Here is a 17,649-nt window from a genome sequence, read left to right as displayed (position 1 = left end):
TTAGCCGTTGACCAGTGCTTGGGTCACATTCCGGACGAGGGCGGCGCGGGGGACGTCGCCAAGCGGCACGGCGTGGAGCACCATCGTGGCGCCCGGCGCGGCGGTGGATACCCACTCGCACTCGGGAAGCAGCGCCAGCACGTGGCCGAGGGTACCCGGGTAGTCATCGATCCGAACCTCGAAGACTCCACTGCTCCACATCGCGGTCGCGGGCCCCGGCACAAAATCGGGCAGCACGGTATAGGTGCCGGATTTATAGGACTGAACGAGGCGCTCCTCCACCGTGGCGAGATCGATAGCACCGTGGAGAGCGCGGATGTCGAACTCGCCGGCATAGCCCTCCTCGGTGCGCACGAGGCGCGAGGAAAGAATGTTCCAGCCCAACGCGGCAATCAGGGCCAGGGGGCGCACGGCCTCCCTTTGGTAGTTGCCACGCCACAGGACGGTAAAGCTGTCATCCTCCGGGTTGTGGCGCAGACCGATGTCGCGGTCGGCGGCAACCAGAGGACGAACTGGGCGCAGTGCCTCCAACTGCGCAAAAGCACGCCCGCTGACCGCTTCAATGCCCTGATTTAGCCTGCGGTTCCACACACCGGGCCCGGTGGATTCGGCATCGGCGCGGGCGAGCACGACGAGGAGAGCCAAGGTGAGGTAGTCATAGCGCACAGCTTCGAGGAGCTCGTCACGGGCTTCATCGGATGAAGGGTCCGTGCGGGAGACGATGCGCGCCAGCGTGGTGTGCTCAGCGACCACGGTTTGGACGCGGGAGCGGTCCGCCAGGTCGAGTCCCAACTTGGCTGCGGCTCGCGCCACCATCTCCGCCCCCACCATCTCGTGCGGGCGCCCATAGCCTTTCCCGATGTCGTGATAGAGCCCCACCAGGAGCAGCAGGTCCGGCCGGGCCACGGAGGTGCGCGCTTCCGCACAGCGCGCGACGGTAAGGATGGAGTGGTAGTCCACGGTGTGAGCGTGCGTGCGCTCGCGCGGCAACAGCCCCCGGATGTGCTCCCACTCTGGGACGAGCCGCTCCCACAAGCCGTGAGCGTCCATCTCCTGGATGAGGCGCGGAGTGTTGAGCGGCGAGGACAACAGGCTGAAGAAGGCATCCGTCGCGGCGGCGGGCCAGCGTTCGGGCAGTTCCGGCAACTCGCGCAATTGCTCCCAGACGTGGGAGGGCACTGTTCTGCCCGAGCGCGCCGCAGCGGCGGCCACGCGCAGGAGCAGCCACGGCTCGTCGAGATCGGCGGTGCGAGCGAGGCGGATCTCGCCCCCGACATCAACCACCCCGATATCGAGGGGCTTACGCGTGCGGTTGTGGCTGCGCCTGGCCACCACGCCCCGCGCCGTTGCCAATGCCCGCTCCACGGCCTTGTCCACCGCTGCGGCGGCAGTCACGACGGCTGCGGAGAGGTCATAGCGGTCGGCAAAGCCCAGCTCGTGGGCTATCTCCTCAGCGAATTCGGGATCGAGGACGTCGCGGTGTCGGCAGGCGGTGACGTGGAGGAGCGTGCGGACGTCGAGAAGCAGGGCCTGCTCTTCCTCGAGCGCTGGGGCGTCGGCGAGGTTGCCCAGGGCGAGGGCCCGCAAGAATTGGATGTCGCGCAGGCCGCCCCGCCCATTCTTGATATCTGGGTGGGTCATCGTGGCCAGGGTGCCGGAGCGGCGCCAGCGGGTGATTGCTAGGTCGACGAAGGCATCGAAGTTGCTCTGCAGTAGGCGGCGCCACGAGGCATAGACCTGGGCGCGGGTGGAGTCCACGAGCTGCTTGTCGCCGGCGACGAAAGCCAGATCCAGCTGCGCGAAGCCGGCAGCGGGATCAGATCCGGCGATGGCGCCGAACTCGCGCGGGGTGCGCACGGCGTAGTCAAGCCGGTATTTGGCGTCCCAGATGGGGTACCAGATTTCGGAGACGACGTCCTCGGGAAGCTCGGTGTCATCCGGGTGGAGGAGAATCAGGTCGAGATCCGAAAAAGGGGTCATCGCCCGCCGGGCAAAAGAACCCGTGGCGGCAAGCGCACAGCCGGGCGGAAGCTGCAGGGACTGCGTGAGGCGCAGCGCCGAAGCGTAGGCGTCCTCACGCAGTTGGGCGGCCGTAGACACCTTTTAGAGAGCGGCCTCGCCGCGTTCACCGGTGCGTACGCGGATGACGTCCTCGACGTGCGTGATCCAAATCTTGCCGTCACCGATCTTGCCGGTGTAGGCGGCGTCGACGATAGCGGAGAGGATGTCCTCCACCTGCTCGTCGGCCGTCACCACCTCAAGCTTGACCTTGGGTACGAAATCGGTGGCGTACTCGGCGCCGCGGTAGACCTCGCTGTGGCCGCGCTGCTGACCAAAACCCTGGGTCTCGGTCACGGTCAGGCCGTGCACGTCGTGCTGTTCGAGGGCTTCACGGATGTCCGGCAGCGTGAACGGTTTGACGATGGCAGTGATGAGCTTCATCTGTTACTCCTTAGCTCCGGCGGTGTCGACCCGCGGCTGGACGGTAGGTGCAGGGTTAATCCTAGCGTCGTGGGTGTGGCGACGGTGAGACGCCACGGACTCACGGAAGTCATAGGCGGACTCGCGGTGCTCGCTCAGGTCGATGCCTTGGTCTTCATCATCGGCCCTCCACCCCAGGGTGGCGCGGATGAGGAGCGCCACAACCAGCGTAACGGCAGCAGAGAACAGCATTGCGACGAGCGCGATGAGCGCCTGGACGACGAGCAGCTTGAAGCCTTCCGAGAGGTGACCCGTAAGGATGCCGTTATCCGTGGCGAAGAAGGCCAACCCGATGGTTCCCCACAGACCAGCGCACAAGTGGACGCCAACGACATCCAGGGAGTCATCGAAGCCCCAGCGGTACTTCAGGCTGATGCACAGGCAGGCGATAATGCCGCCGAGGAACCCGAGGGCGATGGAACCGAGCGGGCTGAGTGCTCCTGCGGCCGGGGTGATGGCGACAAGACCTGCAATCGCGCCGGATGCAGCGCCGAGAGAAGTCGCGGCGTGGTCCCGGATTCTTTCCACGAGCATCCAGCCGAGCATCGCTGCGGCCGCTGCAACAGTGGTGTTGAGCCATGCCAGGCCAGCAAGACCGTCCGCAGCGAAAGCGGAACCGCCGTTAAAGCCGAACCAGCCGAACCACAGAAGCGCAGCGCCCAGCATCACCATCGGAAGGTTGTGGGGCCTATCGATGTGCTTCGGGAAGCCCGCGCGCGGCCCACGACGATAGCCAGAACCAGGGCAGCCGCGCCGGCGGAAATGTGCACGACGGTACCGCCCGCGAAGTCGATGGGAGCAATGAGGGCCTCACCGTTTGATACACCGAAGAGCCACGCTGCGAGGGAACGCGGGGCATGGGAGAGCACTCCCCCGCCCCACACCATGTGGGCGAGTGGAAAGTAGGCGAAGGTTACCCAGGCGCCCGCAAAGGTGAGCCACGCGGAGAACTTCACGCGGCCGGCGAGGGCACCGGAGATGATGGCTGTCGAAATAATGGCGAAGGTTGTTTGAAAACCGATGTCGATGATGTTGGGGTAACCAGCACTGCCGGCAAGGTACTCGGCGGAGGGCCCGGTGATTTGGCCGCGTAGCCCCCAGGCTTCGAACGGGTTACCCACGATGCCCGCCAGCGAGCTTCCCGCATAGGACATTGACCATCCCCACAAGACGTAGAGCACTGGGACCAGCGCTAGTGCGCCGAAGGACATCATCATGTTGAGGACGTGACGGTTGCCCGCCATCCCACCGTAGAACAACGCCAATCCGGGGGTCATGAGCAGCACCAAGGATGCGCTGATGAGCATCCATGCTGCGTCGCCGGAAGAAAATGCTTCAGGAGTCATACGTCAACTAACCTCTTTTCTATAGATTGATAGGTAACGGGACTTAATATACCTATCGCACTATAGAATTAGGAAGGAAAGTGAGCTGCAGATCACACTTGAGATCGAAAAAGCGGCGAGGGAAGCACTCTCCTCGCCGCTTGCCCCGGCACGCGCCTTAGAGCTCGTCCTCGGAAGCCTTTACCGTTTGCTCACGCTCGCGCATACGCTTGGCATACTTCACGTCGGTGACGGTCACGCCGTAGATGGAACGGCCCATGTAGAAGGAGCCCACCGACGCGATGATCCACACGCCGAAACACGCGATCATGACCTTGATCAGCGACCACAGGGAAAACCCGTTCTCAGCAAAATCCACGACCAACTTCGCCACAAGCAGCAGCGGAACGGCCAAACCGACCGTCGGCCCCAGCAGGTTGACGCGGGTCAGGGCATCGGGCGCTCGCCACAAGGCGATGGCCGTCGCGATGACCAAAATCGTGGCCACAACCAACAGAATCGAGGCGATAATCTCCGCGATAGTCATGGTCTTACCTCCTGCCCTTCGAGATGATACGGGCCATCGACAACGTCGGCAGCACGCCGGCCGCGATAGCCGCGAGCATGGCGATGTCATAGACGATGGACGCGTGATTAGTCATGGCCCACGAAATGTACATGCACAACATGCCATAGAAGACCATGTCACTCATCACGGTGCGGGTGAGCTCATCGCGGGAGCGCAACGCCAACACCAGGGCCGCGCACACCGACGCGCCGATCAGGAAAATGCAGACAAAAACTACCCATTGAAAGGCGCTCATCGAGGAAAAATCAATCATTACTTATCATCCTTTCGGGCATCCTTGTTCTGCGCGACCTGGCGCAGGGGCCACACGGAATACTTCTCCACATCGTGAGCGGCCAGCGGGGTATCGTCGGCCTTCGCGATGTCCGGTGCTCGCATGTGACGGCCCAGCGTATCAAGCGTGTACTCGTAGAAGGTCGGAGCTAGTTCCTCCGTCGGGCCCTGGCCAGGCACGCCATAGTCAATGCCCTTCACCCGTGGCGCGAGGCGCTCCTCCATGTCCGCGAGATCCGCCATGACACTGGCGGGGTCGTCCCCCATGACCGCTTGAACCAGCACGATACGCGGCAGGCCTTCCGCGATCGGCTCGCGCAGGCCCAGCGACAAGGTGCCAGGGGTTGCGGTAATGGACGAGGTGAACCAGAAGATCTCCCACGCGTTCGTCACGCGCAAGGGATATCGCAGCACCACGGGGCGGTAATTGTTCTGCGGTTTGAAGGATTCTGCGGCCAATGAAAAGCCCGCGACGAAGATTTCCTTGATCAGCCACAGCGCGTAGCCAACAGCATGCAACGCAGTCTTCATTTAACGGCCCTCCTGAAGGGAGTCGATATCGGGTAGGGCTACGGGGTCGTCGCCAAGCACAGCGTGTGCGTAGGCCTCCGTATCCAACAAGTCTGCAGAAGCTTCCATGGTGATGCTAATGACCGGCCCGGAGAGGATAAACATGGTCAGCGAGCCCAAGATGAGCGCGGCCGAGGGCGCCATCAGCTTCTTGCGGATCACCAGCTCATCGGGCACCTTCTCCTTGGGCAAATCCTTGCCCCAGAAGACGCGACGCCACACCCGCAGCATGGCCAGGAACGCGGCGAAGGAGGCGATGATAATCACCGCGATGACGGTCCATGCCCATCCCCCGCCGGTGCGGGCGACTTCCGCGACGATGAGAACCTTGCCCCACATGCCGGAGAAGGGCGGGAAGCCCACAACAGAGAAGGCACCGGCGGCGAAGATCCACGCGATGATGGGGTCGCGGCGCGCGAGACCGGAAAGCTTATTAAGACCGCCCGTGCCGTAGGTCTCCTCAATGGCACCGGAGGCCAAGATGAGGGAGCCCACCGTGAGCATGTGGTGGATGGTGTATAGGATTCCGGCGGCCAGTGCGCGTTGTGCATCGTGGGTGGTAAAGGCCATCATCACCAGGATGAAGGGCATACCGTTGAGCATCTGGTAGCCCAGCACACGACGGATGGAGTTCTCAGCCAAGCCACCGAAGGAGCCCACCATCATGGAGATGATCATGATGACGATGATGAGCGTTCCCCAGCGCTGGTCCATATCGAACAGCTGCACCCACAGGCGGTAGAGCATGTACACCGCCACCTTGGTGTGCAGGCCGGAGAACAAGCCCATGACCGCAGCCGATGTTCCCGGGTAGGTCCGTGGCAGCCAGGACTGCACGGGGAACACGCCGGCCTTCGCAGCGATGGCGATAACGATGATGCCCGAGGCCACCGTCACCGGGCCGTTGCCGGCGGCAGCGCCCGTGAGCGCCGCCAGGTTGACCACGCCGGTCACCGAGTAGATATAGCCCACGCCGACCACCAAAAGCGTAGATGCGAACAAGTTCACCAGCACGAAGGCGCGGCCGGCAGCCAAGCGCGACCAGGTACCGGACATCGTGATGAGGCCATAGGACGGCAGCAGCATGACCTCGATGAACACGAAGAAGTTAAAGAGGTCAGCGGTCAGCAGGGCGCCGCACACACCAGTGATAAGGATTAGTGTCAGCGACGGGTAGTAGCGAGACTTGGTCTCACCGCCCACGATGGCAAACCAGTTGGCACCGAAGGCCACGATCATCGTCGTGATGAGCATGAGTGCCGAGAAGGTATCGGCGGCGAAGGCAATACCCGCGTTGCCCAGGTAGTTACCCACGCTGTGCGCCACCACTCCGTTGCTCATGGTGTAGAGCAACAGCGCAAAGGAGGCGAAAATACCCACGCCCGGAACGATGAGCATGATGGCATCGCGCACGCGGCTCCATGGCGCGAGGAGCGCCAGCGCCGCCGATACGAGGGGAACCGCTGGGAAGAGCGGGAGGAGGGCGCTTACGGTGTCATACATCTAATTGTCCTCCTCTTGTTCGAGTTCTTTCAAACGATCCATCTTGTTAGCCGAGCGCTCCAGAATCTCCCGGTTCTGGGTGTCTCGTCCCAGCGTGGAGAAAGCGTGGTCAATGGTGTTGTCATCCACCGGCTCAACAACATCCGTGTCGTCGTTCGCGCCCATCGCCGCCATGGTCAGCAGGATGGTCGAGGTAGCCATGGAAATCACCACGGCGGTCAGCACAAAGGCCTGCGGCAGCGGGTCCGCCATCTGGTCCATGCCCACCTGCGATGGAAAGGACTCCCCGCGGTAGGAGTACACGCCGGTAGCCAGGAGCATGAGGTTGGCACCGTGGCCGAAGGCCATCATGCCCAGCACGATGTGCACAAGGCCGCGCTGCTGGATGAGGTAGACGGCGCTACCGATGAGCAAAGCAATGGTCAGTGCGAGGATCATGAGTTCTTCTCCTCTTGAGCCGAGATTCGGTGGGACGAGGACGCACGGTGGCGTGCCTCGGAGTCATTGAGCAACGCCGTTGGGTCCGAAGACGGGTTGATGGACTCGGGGTACGGGTCGTCGACATCCTCCATGACCACGCGCGGGGTGTTCGGCAACGCGGAATCATCGTCATGAACCCACGGCAAGTAGTCCCGCTCGGTGCCCGGGCGCAGGTAGCCGCCCAAGGCGTTGATGGCCATGGTGAGCATGCCCAACACCGCGAGGTAAATGCCGAGGTCGAAGATGAGCGACGTCGTCCAGTGCTGCCCCAGGGCGTGGCCATGGATGGCGGTGAGGAAACCACCGGAGCTATGCGACGTCGGGATGTAGCCAATGAAGCCAGCCACCAGCGCCACGATAATGCCCACGCCGGTGAGGTGAATCGGAGTCATGCGCCCGAAGACAATCTCATCGGTACCGCGGGACAGGTAGGTCAGGCCGATGGCCGCACCCATGATGAGCGCCGCCGGGAAGCCGCCGCCGGAAGCCTGGTGACCGCGGTAGAAGACAATGAAGGACATGACCACCAGGATTGGGATGGCCACGGCAATGCCCTTGCGCAGCGGCACCGAGTTGAGCTGCGACTGGCCGAAGGGCGCCGGACGCGTACCGGAGGTGAACGGGAAGCGCGGCAGCGTCGAGGTGACCGCAGCGATAACCACGGCGGCCATGCCCAGCACCGACAGCTCACCCAGGGTATCGAGTGCACGGAACTCCACGATGATGGTGGCCACCACGTTGTCGCCACCAGTAATATCCGGAGCGTTGTTGAGGTACCACATGGCCAGGTCCGAGCGCTCGTGACGCCCCATCAGCGCCCACACGCCCAGGAATGCGGTGAGCCCAGCGAGCACGGCCACCACGATGGAACCCACCTTGCGGTTGTTGTTTTGTACTGGGTGGAATTTCTCCGGCAGATAGCGCAGGACCATCATCATGACGATGACGGACAGCGCCTCCACCGTGAACTGCGTCAGGGCCACGTCGGGTGCGCCGAGCAAGAACATCTGCAAAGTCACGCCGGTTCCCGCGGTACCAATCATGACCGCACCGGTGAGGCGGTTGCGTGTACGCACCAGACCAAACATGGACAGCGCCACGATGCCCAGCGGCAACAGGTCCCACGGATTATCAAGGCCATCCACGCGCGGGTTGAGAGCCACACCGTCGACACCCGTGGACACCAGAGTGGAGCCCGCAAGGATGATGACTAGGAGAATGATCGGCAGGATCAGCTTCGACGGGTTGTGGGTATCGGACATGCGGCCAACGAAACGGCCGAAGGCTGCGCACACATCCTGGATCCACTTCAGGATTTGGTTACCGGTGCGCGGCAGGAGCTGGCGCTCCTCCATCGCGGTCCACAGCGGCCCGCGGAAGAACAACGCGATGATGCCAGCGATCAGCACCACCACAGAAATAAGCAGCGGGACGTTCAGCCCGTGCCACAGCGCGAGGTGGGAATGGCCCTCCATGCCGATGGCCGCCACGATGTTATCGAGCGGCTTATCAAGCGCTCCCATCACGAAAATGATCGGCACCGACATCACACCCGGCAGAGCCGCGGGCAGCCACAGCCGAACCGGTGCCTCATGGACATGCGACATGTTGCGCGGGCCATCAAAGAAGGCGCCGAAGATGATCTTGGCGGAGTAGGTAAACGTGAAGAACGCACCCACGCCGGCGACAATGAGCAACAGCACCTGGCCGGTAGAACCAATTGGTGCCTCCTCGAAGGCGGTGAGCATTCCTTCCTTCGACACGAATCCGAACAGCGGCGGGACCGCCGCCATCGAGGCAGCACCGATAAGCATGGAGCCGAAGGTCCACGGCATCTTGTTCCACAGCACGCCGAGGCGGCGGATATCGCGGGAACCGGCCTCGTGGTCAATGACACCAATGAGCATGAAGATGGAGGACTTAAACAGCGCGTGCGCCAGCGTGTGCACGAGCGCCGCCGCGATGGCGAAAGGCGTGCCCACACCAATCGTGGCCACGATCCATCCCAGGTGGGACACGGTGGAGTACGCGGTCAGCTTCTTCAGGTCCGTCTTCTGCACCGCGAAGACCGCCGACATCACGGCGGTACCCATACCGGCGATAATGAGCAGCCAGTTCCACACGGCAACATCGTGGAAGATGGTGGAGAAGCGAATCAAGAGGTAGACACCGGCCTTAACCACTGCTGCCGCGTGCAGGAAGGCCGAGACCGGCGTCGCGGCCGCCATGGCTTCCGGCAGCCAGAAGTGGAAGGGGAACTGTGCAGACTTGGTAAATGCCGATACCGCAATGAGCACGGCAACCCCGGCGGTCAGGCCTGGGCGCTCCGCCCACACGTCGGAGGCCAAGATGCCCTCAAGGTTCGTCGTCCCCGCTGCGGTTGCAGCAATCGCCACGCCCGATAGCAAGGTGAGGCCGCCAACGAAGGTAAGGATCAACGTGCGCTGCGAACCCGCCTCACCTGACTTACCGCTGCGCGCAATGAGCATGAACGACGCCAGCGATACCAGCTCCCAGGCAAGGAAGAGCACCACGACATCGTTAGCGAGCACGAGCAGGAGAATCGACAGCGTAAACGCGGTCATCAGGACATAAAAACTGACGTTTCCTTTTCCTTTAGGCAAGTAAGCCGCAGAATAAGTAAACACCACCGCACCGATGACGAGAGCCAGCATGGCGAAGAAGATGCCGAGTGCATCGCCGCGGAAGGCGAGGTTGACATCAACACCGGGCGCGATCACATCGCGCACCCACGTTACGGAATAGGTCAGTTCTTCGCCACGGGCAAGCGCCGGAAATTCTTTAGCCAACAGTGCCGCGGCGACAATAAAAATGCCGGCTAGCGGGTAGCCGGCTGCGCGATCAGCAACCTTGACGGCTACTGGTGCAAGCGCCACTGCGACAGCTGCGAGGAAGACAACATACAGGAGTGTCACGGAAGAGTAGCCTCACGAACCGTTGTTAGGGCTGTTTAATCAGCCTCACATAGACAGGACTTTCCCAGAGTATCATTGTGACCTCCCCCAAAGCACATCTTTAATGGGATGAAGACGACGAAAGCGCCCCACAAAGGAGGCGCTGCGTCTCGAAAGAACTTAGGTCTAGCCCAGGGATCTATAAGGACTTACTTCTCCCCCAGCAAGGCATCAACAAATCCTTCAACCTCAAACGGCGCGAGGTCATCTGCACCCTCGCCGAGGCCCACGAGCTTGACCGGCACGCCCAGTTCCTCCTGCACCTGGAAGACGATGCCGCCCTTGGCGGTGCCATCCAGCTTCGTGAGGACAACGCCGGTGATATCAACAACATCACGGAAGATACGGGCCTGGGTCAGGCCGTTCTGCCCCACCGTCGCATCCAGTACAAGCAGGACCTCATCAACCTCGGTCTTCTTCTCCACCACGCGCTTGACCTTGCCCAGCTGGTCCATGAGATCCACGGAGGTGTGCAGACGGCCAGCGGTGTCAACGAGAACAACGTCGACGCCCTGGTCAACGCCAGCGGCCACGGCATCAAAGGCCACGGAGGCAGGGTCCGCGCCTTCCTTGCCACGCACGGTGGTAGCGCCCACGCGGCGGCCCCAGGTCTCCAGCTGGTCCGCAGCCGCTGCACGGAAAGTATCCGCCGCGCCGAGCAAGACGTTGTGCCCCATGGACACGAGCACGCGGGCCAGCTTGCCCGTCGTGGTGGTCTTGCCGGTGCCGTTGACGCCGACGACCATGATGACGGCCGGCTTGCCGTCGTTCGGCATGGCCTTGATGGAGCGATCCATCTCTGGGTGGCCCACCTCGATGAGGGCCTCGCGCAGCATCGCACGCGCTTCGGCCTCAGAACTGACTCCGCGCTCTGCAATCTTGTCACGCAGGGAGTCGGTAACTTGCATGGTGGACTTCGTACCCAGATCCGCCATGATGAGGGTGTCTTCGATTTCCTCCCAGGCATCATCATCAAGGTCACCAGCAGAAAGAATGCCCATGAGGCCTTGGCCAATGGCGTTCTGCGAGCGCGACAGACGCCCGCGCAGCTTGCCCAAGCGGCCTGCAGCCGGCGCAATGTCCTCCTGCGGCTGGGCTGCTGGGGCCTCAACCACCTCAGCGTCGTCGGATACTTCTAGCTCCTCGGGCTCAGCCTCGAGTGCCGCGCTTGCCGACGCCGCCTGCGCCCCCGCTGCCGCGGCGGCCTCCTCTGCTTCGGCTTCCTCAGACTCGGCCGGAGCCTCAGGTACCTCCGGTTCCTCCTCTACCTTCGGAGTTTCAACTACCGGCTCCGGTTCAGCAATTTCCGGTTCGGCAATCTCTTGTTCGGTGGCCGGGACATCCTCTTCCGTGTCCTCGTCATCCTTGTCAACAGCAGCGGCGCCGGATACGGCAGCACCAGCGGCGGCAGCGCCCGCAGCTCCTGCAGCGGCTACACCAGCGGAAGAATCCTTATCCTCGTCTTCCTTTGCCGGTTCGTTCTGCGCAGCCGGTTCCGGCTCGCTCACCGGCTTCGCGTCTGCGACGGGTTCCGGCTTGGGCTCTGCCTGAGGCTTCGGTTCGACCTGAGGCTTCGACTCTGCCTCAGGCGTCGGTTCCGCCGCAGGCTTCGCTGCCTTCGGGGTCTCCTCTTCACCCTTGAGCTGAGCATTCGCCAGATCAGTGGCATCACGCTGCTCCGCCTGCGGCTCAGGCTTGGGCTCAGCCGGGGCCTGCGCGGGCTGCTCGGCAACTGGCGGCTGTGGCGCCGGCTGCTCGGGCTTCGAGGCGGTGACAGGCTCCTTAGTTGCACCGCCGCCTGCAGGGGCAAAGTTAAAGCCAGACTTGGCTTGGTAGTTGCCGGACTTCTGCTGCTGGGTCAGCTCCTTCGGCTCCTCCACGGGCTTTTCAAAGGAGACCTTCTTTGATTCGCCGCGCTTCTTGCCTAGGACAACGAACAAGACCACGAGCAGAATCAGGACGATGACTGCTATCGCAATCCACATAAAAGTAGTATTCATGCCTTCCATAGTGCCAGGGTTGTCCACGTACGGCACGACAAGGAGGGTGAAAAGTGCTGGGCGCAAGCCCCGCCCTAGCGCGGGGCGTCGACGCCGAGGCGCGTGGCATCCTCCGCCGCCTGTGCTGTGCCCGGCGCCTCACCGGCGCGGGACATGCGCTGCGAAATCACGCGCGTCACGCCATCGCCGCGCATCGTGACGCCATAGAGCACGTTGGCCACGTCCATCGTCGGCTTCTGGTGGGTGATGACGATGAGCTGGGAATCCTTACGCAGCTCCTCGAAAAGGGCGATGAGACGGCGCAGGTTGACGTCGTCAAGCGCGGCTTCCACCTCGTCCATGACGTAGAACGGTGAGGGGCGCGCGCGGAAAATCGCCACGAGCATAGCCAGGGCTGTCAAGGACTTCTCGCCGCCAGACAACAGCGACAAGCGCTTCACCTTCTTACCCGGCGGGCGGGCCTCCACCTCGATGCCGGTGGCCAGCATGTCATCCGGCTCCGTGAGGATGAGGCGACCCTCGCCTCCGGGGAACAGCGTCTGGAAGACCTTGGGAAACTCCGCTTCCACGTCGTGCCAGGCATCCGTGAACAGCTGCAGGATCTGCGCGTCCACATCTTCGATAACGCCAGTCAGATCCTTGCGCGCTTGGATGACATCGTCCAGCTGCGTGGACAGGAAGCTATAGCGCTCCTCCAGCGCCTTGTACTCCTCCAAGGCCAGCGGGTTGACCTTACCCAAGGAATTGAGGTCCTTCTCGGCTTGCTTCAACCGCTTAGTTTCGGCGGAACGATCGAAATCCTCACCCGGGGTGTAGTCCTTGAGCAGGTCGGGGATCGCAATGCCGAGCTGCTCCACGATTTTTTCCTCGGCCTCATCCACGCGCACCTGCGCTTGGCTGCGGGCGATCTCGGAGTTATGCGCGGAGTCGGTCAAGCGATCCAGCTGCTGGCGGGTCGAGGAAACCGCTTGCTTCGCCGATTGTGCACGGCCTTGCAGCACGCCGCGCTGGGTGACCAGCTCATCGCGTTCCTCGGCGGCCCGCTCGAGTGCCTGCGCGGTCCGGGCGGCCAAATCTTGGGCATGCTTGTCGACGGCCCCCGCCAACCTCGCCTGTGCTTGCCGGCGGGCCATGGCCTGATCGTGGCGGGCTTTGGCCTGGCGCTCGTGCTGGGCTTGGCGCCGAAGGGCCTCTCCCCTACCCGCTGCCTGGCCGACCTTCTCTTCGGCGCTGCGGGCCGCCAGCTGGGCCTCTACCTCCATGGCCTTGACCTGTTCCAGGGCCGTCGAGGCAGCATCGCGTTCCACCGAGGAGGGTTCATCAGCCTGCTCTTCAGCGTCCACGCGCGACAAGCGGTCACGCGCCTCCGCCAGTTCCTCGCGTAGGCGGGCCAACTGCACCTCGATATCCGTGGCGCGGGCGGCGGCCTTTTCGTGCTCAGCCTTGTTTGCTTCGTACTGCTTGAGCAAGCGCTGGTGATCGCGCTTCCACGCCTCTAACTCGTGATCGTGTTCCCGTAGCGCGGCCTTGGCGCTCGCCGCACCCACGCGCGCATCGTCCGCCGCCAGCTTCGCGCCTTCCAGCGTGCCGGATAGTTCTTCCAGCTCATGGGTGGCGGTCTCCAGCTGTTGCTCGGCCTCCGCAATCTGGCCGCTCACCTCCACCGTCGAGGCAGCTCCAGTTCCGGCCTCTACCCAACCTTCGCCGACGAGCAGCCCCTCAGGGGTCACAGCTCGCAGGCGCGGATCCTCCGCGATGAGCTCGCGGGCTGCGGCATAGTCATCGACGAGGACCACGTCGGAGAGCAAGCGCGTCACCGCCGCTGAGACTTCTGGAACCAAGACCATCTGGTCCAGCAGCCAGCTCGCCCCGGAGGGCAAGTCCGCGTCAAGGCGCCAGGCTGAACCGGTGGGCTCCGCGGCGACGTCGATCAGCGGCGTGCGGCTCGCCGCAGCGAGATCGCGCACGATGTCCCCGCTCACCGCGCCGGCTTGGGCTTCGGCGAAGGAGCCGAGTGCTGCCGCAACGGCCGTCTCATAACGCGTGGAGATGAACTCCGCGAGAGGTTTAAAGCCCTCACCGAGATCCAGTGCTTCTGGAACGGTCTGGCCCAGGGTATCGATGCGCGCGCGCAAACTGTACACGCTGCGCTCGTGTTGCCGCTGTGCGTCACGCAGCTGTTCCAAGCGTTTATCGGCCGCTGCGGATTCGCTGGCCGCGCGCACATGCGCTTCCTCCAGTGGCTCACGCTCGGCGGCCAGGTGCTCCAGCTTGTCCGCCACCTCATCAGCTTCCGCCTGTGCTCCCCTGGTACGGGCTTTCGTGTTCGCCAGCGTCTCTTCCTGCCGCGCCAACTCGGACTCCGCGGAACTTACTTGACCGGCTAAGTTCTCCTCAGCGGCGATGAGGCGAACCACGCCTTCGCGGCGATCCGCAATGGCGCGCAGCTGCGCCATGTGTTCCTTATCGGCGGCCTCGAAGGCTTCCCGGCGCTCAGCCACTTCCTCCCGGATCGATTCCAGACGCTCCGCCGCCTCCTCGGCCGCGGCCAGCAACTCATCATGCTCCTCGTCGGCCCGCTGGGCGCGTGCCTCCAACTCATCCGGATCCTGGCCCGCGTAGGCCACCTGTGAGCCAACGTTGCTGGCGCGCTCGGCCGCGATGCGCTGCGTGGCGGAGATACGCTCCGACAGCGTCGAGAGCTCGAACCACAGCTTCTGCGCGGCCTCCGCGCGCGGAGTGACATCCCCCAGCTCGGCTTCTACCTCGAGCTGGATTTCGGTCGCTTCTTCCAGCTGGGCTGTCACTTCCTCGACCTGCTCGGCGAGCACCGCCGCGCGCTTTTCAGCGTCGTCGAATGTCGCGCGCAACCGCACCACGCGGTCGCCGGCAAGACGCAGGCGGGCATCCCGCAAATCCGCCTGCACGGTTGCTGCGCGCTGGGCGGCCTCCGCTTGGCGCGCCAAGGGCTTGAGTTGTTTGCCCAGCTCATCGGTCAAGTCCTGCAGGCGATCCAGGTTGGCCTGCATGCCGGTCAGCTTGCGCTGCGCTTTTTCCTTGCGGCGGCGGTGTTTCAGCACGCCCGCGGCTTCTTCGATATAGGCGCGGCGATCCTCCGGGCGGGATTCCAGAATCTCTGCCAGCTTTCCCTGGCCCACGATGATGTGCATCTCGCGGCCAATGCCGGAATCAGACAGCAGCTCTTGAATATCCATGAGGCGCGCCTTCGCCCCATTGATCTCATATTCGCTCGCGCCATCCCGGAACATGCGGCGGGTGACGGAGACCTCCGAATACTCGATGGGCAAGGCGCCATCGGAATTGTCAATCGTCAGCGTAACCTCGGCGCGGCCGAGGGCCTTGCGGTCCCCGGCGCCGGCAAAGATGACGTCCTGCATCTTGCCGCCGCGCAGCGTCTTGGCGCTGCCTTCACCCATGACCCACGCGAGCGCATCGACGACGTTCGATTTACCCGAGCCATTTGGGCCCACCACGGCGCAGATGCCGGGCTCGAATTTCAGGTTCGTCGCGGACGCGAAGGACTTGAATCCTTTGAGCGTGAGCGATTTGAGGTGCATTCGGTTTAGTTTAGCGCTCGATGAAGCCCGACTCACCGCGCGGTGCGGCCCACTGCTCCACCACGGCGTTCACTACGCCTGGGCGGTGGGTGGTCGACGGTTCTTCACGCAGCAAGGCCAGCAGCTTCTCGCAATCAGCACGCGGCCCTTCAGCAACCACTTGGACGCGGCCATCCTGCAGGTTCGTCGCGTGTCCTGCCAGCCCTAGTTCGAGTGCCCGGGAACGCGTCCACCAGCGAAAGCCCACGCCTTGGACGTGGCCATGGACGAAAGCCGTGAGCCGCTCATTCCCTGTGGCCGCTGCCTGCTGCGTCATCTAGTACTCCCTCAAGTTCGTGCGGTCACCCAAGTCATGCTCGTGCTTGAGACGGCGGCGGTCCTCCGCGCTGCGGCGGGTTACCGGATCCGTGCCATCCCAGCACTCGACGTTCTGCAGTTCCGGCAGCATATCACGGTGGAAGACGGGATCCAGGCCCTTGCGGCGCTGTTCGTTGTAGTTCTTCAACAGCTTGATGGCCACGCCCGACAGCGGCACGATGGCGCACACGTTGAGCAGAACCATGATGGCAGCGCCGGTATCGGCCAGGTCGAACACGGTGCCCAGCGGGGCCACTGCACCGTAGAAGACGAAGGCCAACACGATGAGACGGAAGATCCACAGCACCGACTTCTTCTCAGAGAGGTACTCCACGTTGGACTCGGCAAGGTAGTAGTTGCCCAGAATCGAGGAGAAGGCGAGGAAGAAGAGGATGAAGGTGACAAAGTGGATGCCCCACTCACCCACCACACCGGAGAGCGCATTCTGGGTCAGGGTTACACCCTCAATCGCATCGGAACCGAAACGCTCGAAATCAGTACCCAGCAGGATGATGAAGGCGGTAATCGTACACACCACCAGGGTGTCGAAGTACACGCCGAGGGTCTGCACGAGGCCCTGCTTGACTGGGTGGGACACCGTCGCGGTAGCTGCTGCGTTTGGAGCAGAACCTTCACCCGCTTCGTTGGAGAACAAACCACGCTGGATACCCTTGAGCATCGCCATGCCCACGGTCGCACCGGCGGCCTCGCGGAAGCCGAACGCAGAGCCAATGATGGAGGCAAGCATGTCCGGCACCTTGTCAAAGTTCAGGACCACCACGATGATGCCCATGATGAGGTAAGCACCGGCCATGAAAGGCACGATGAACTGAGTCATCGAGGCGATGCGCTGCACGCCACCGATGATGATGAGACCGGACACTGCGACGACGGCGATGCCCACGCCTGCCTTGAAAGCACTGGAATCCTGCCCGAAGGAGGCCGCCAAGGAATCGGAGATAGCGTTGGTCTGGAAAGCGTTGTAGAACCAGCCAAAAGTAATGGCGATGGCGACGGAGAAGATGGTCGCCAGAGGCTTCCAGCCCAAGCCGCGGGACATGTAGTAGGCGGGGCCACCACGGTAGGTATCCCCTTCACGCACCTTCCATAGCTGCGCCAAAGTGGACTCGACGAATGCGGTCGCACCACCAAGGATGGCGATGAGCCACATCCAGAACACCGCACCGGGCCCGCCCACGGAGATGGCCACGGCCACGCCCGCGACGTTGCCGGTGCCCACGCGGGAGGCTGCCGAAATGGTGAATGCCTTGAAGGCGGAGATTCCGCCATAGTCGGCATCCTCATCGGCGCCGACGCCCTTGGGCTTTTCGACGACCGCCTTGAACATGTCCGGCACCATACGGATCTGCACCAAGACGGTGCGGATGCCGAAGAAGAGGCCCGCGGCAATGAGCAGCCATGGCAGGACATAAGACCACAGGCTGTCGTTAATGACACCGATCACGGTGCTGAAGATTTCTTGCATGCGTTACACATTAATAACTCACACCAGAATCG

General features: G+C 63.0%; 12 protein-coding genes and 1 pseudogene. All 13 read right to left on the bottom strand.

Annotated elements, in window-relative coordinates; translation table 11 throughout:
- The 13 genes and pseudogenes from FME68_RS03875 to FME68_RS03815 all read right to left on the bottom strand — a co-directional run bounded on the left by FME68_RS03875 (position 1) and on the right by FME68_RS03815 (position 17,617).
- The gene (locus FME68_RS03875; protein WP_328287706.1) at positions 1-2,100 is read right to left on the bottom strand and encodes a [protein-PII] uridylyltransferase; all 2,100 of its coding nucleotides are present in this window, start codon (positions 2,098-2,100) and stop codon (positions 1-3) included.
- 3 nt (positions 2,101-2,103) lie between these two features.
- Entirely contained in the window at positions 2,104-2,442 is a 339-nt protein-coding gene (locus FME68_RS03870; RefSeq protein WP_046648027.1) for a P-II family nitrogen regulator, read from the bottom strand.
- A 3-nt stretch (positions 2,443-2,445) separates the two neighbouring features.
- Positions 2,446-3,827, bottom strand: a pseudogene (locus FME68_RS03865) (ammonium transporter).
- A gap of 157 nt (positions 3,828-3,984) precedes the next feature.
- Positions 3,985-4,353, bottom strand: coding sequence for a Na+/H+ antiporter subunit G (locus tag FME68_RS03860; RefSeq protein ID WP_158396127.1), 369 nt, complete (start codon positions 4,351-4,353; stop codon positions 3,985-3,987).
- A gap of 4 nt (positions 4,354-4,357) precedes the next feature.
- On the bottom strand, positions 4,358-4,648 hold the full coding sequence (locus FME68_RS03855; RefSeq protein WP_070701742.1) for a cation:proton antiporter: 291 nt from the start codon (positions 4,646-4,648) through the stop codon (positions 4,358-4,360).
- Positions 4,648-5,199, bottom strand: a complete 552-nt coding sequence (locus FME68_RS03850; protein ID WP_158396125.1) for a monovalent cation/H+ antiporter subunit E — start codon at positions 5,197-5,199, stop codon at positions 4,648-4,650. Before FME68_RS03850 ends, FME68_RS03855 begins: the two co-directional genes overlap by 1 nt.
- Positions 5,200-6,741 (bottom strand): monovalent cation/H+ antiporter subunit D family protein, encoded by a 1,542-nt coding sequence (locus FME68_RS03845; protein ID WP_158396123.1) that lies wholly within the window; start codon positions 6,739-6,741, stop codon positions 5,200-5,202. It abuts the gene before it with no gap.
- The gene (locus FME68_RS03840; protein ID WP_010190439.1) at positions 6,742-7,179 is read right to left on the bottom strand and encodes a cation:proton antiporter subunit C; all 438 of its coding nucleotides are present in this window, start codon (positions 7,177-7,179) and stop codon (positions 6,742-6,744) included.
- Positions 7,176-10,157 (bottom strand): DUF4040 family protein, encoded by a 2,982-nt coding sequence (locus tag FME68_RS03835; protein WP_328287705.1) that lies wholly within the window; start codon positions 10,155-10,157, stop codon positions 7,176-7,178. The genes FME68_RS03840 and FME68_RS03835 overlap by 4 nt, the downstream gene beginning before the upstream one ends.
- A gap of 188 nt (positions 10,158-10,345) precedes the next feature.
- A complete protein-coding gene (gene ftsY / locus FME68_RS03830; RefSeq protein WP_158396121.1) occupies positions 10,346-12,196 on the bottom strand; it encodes a signal recognition particle-docking protein FtsY in 1,851 nt (616 codons plus the stop codon).
- Positions 12,197-12,270: 74 nt separating this feature from the next.
- A complete protein-coding gene (gene smc, locus FME68_RS03825) occupies positions 12,271-15,774 on the bottom strand; it encodes a chromosome segregation protein SMC (RefSeq protein ID WP_046648020.1) in 3,504 nt (1,167 codons plus the stop codon).
- Positions 15,775-15,784: 10 nt separating this feature from the next.
- Positions 15,785-16,090 (bottom strand): acylphosphatase, encoded by a 306-nt coding sequence (locus tag FME68_RS03820; RefSeq protein WP_046648019.1) that lies wholly within the window; start codon positions 16,088-16,090, stop codon positions 15,785-15,787.
- A complete protein-coding gene (locus FME68_RS03815; RefSeq protein WP_046648018.1) occupies positions 16,091-17,617 on the bottom strand; it encodes an alanine/glycine:cation symporter family protein in 1,527 nt (508 codons plus the stop codon).
- Positions 17,618-17,649 lie beyond the last annotated feature (32 nt).

It is taken from the genome of Corynebacterium hiratae (assembly GCF_009708045.1).
Lineage (GTDB): Bacteria > Actinomycetota > Actinomycetes > Mycobacteriales > Mycobacteriaceae > Corynebacterium > Corynebacterium hiratae.
Note: the sequence above shows the minus strand (reverse complement) of the source record. Positions and strands in the feature narration are given on the sequence as shown.

Bases quoted from the DNA above. Each gene is read 5' to 3' on its own strand.
- FME68_RS03870 (WP_046648027.1), bottom strand. From the start codon at position 2,442: ATGAAGCTCATCACTGCCATCGTCAAACCGTTCACGCTGCCGGACATC.
- FME68_RS03860 (WP_158396127.1), bottom strand. From the start codon at position 4,353: ATGACTATCGCGGAGATTATCGCCTCGATTCTGTTGGTTGTGGCCACG.
- FME68_RS03855 (WP_070701742.1), bottom strand. From the start codon at position 4,648: ATGATTGATTTTTCCTCGATGAGCGCCTTTCAATGGGTAGTTTTTGTC.
- FME68_RS03850 (WP_158396125.1), bottom strand. From the start codon at position 5,199: ATGAAGACTGCGTTGCATGCTGTTGGCTACGCGCTGTGGCTGATCAAG.
- FME68_RS03845 (WP_158396123.1), bottom strand. From the start codon at position 6,741: ATGTATGACACCGTAAGCGCCCTCCTCCCGCTCTTCCCAGCGGTTCCC.
- FME68_RS03840 (WP_010190439.1), bottom strand. From the start codon at position 7,179: ATGATCCTCGCACTGACCATTGCTTTGCTCATCGGTAGCGCCGTCTAC.
- ftsY (WP_158396121.1), bottom strand. From the start codon at position 12,196: ATGAATACTACTTTTATGTGGATTGCGATAGCAGTCATCGTCCTGATT.
- smc (WP_046648020.1), bottom strand. From the start codon at position 15,774: ATGCACCTCAAATCGCTCACGCTCAAAGGATTCAAGTCCTTCGCGTCC.
- FME68_RS03820 (WP_046648019.1), bottom strand. From the start codon at position 16,090: ATGACGCAGCAGGCAGCGGCCACAGGGAATGAGCGGCTCACGGCTTTC.
- FME68_RS03815 (WP_046648018.1), bottom strand. From the start codon at position 17,617: ATGCAAGAAATCTTCAGCACCGTGATCGGTGTCATTAACGACAGCCTG.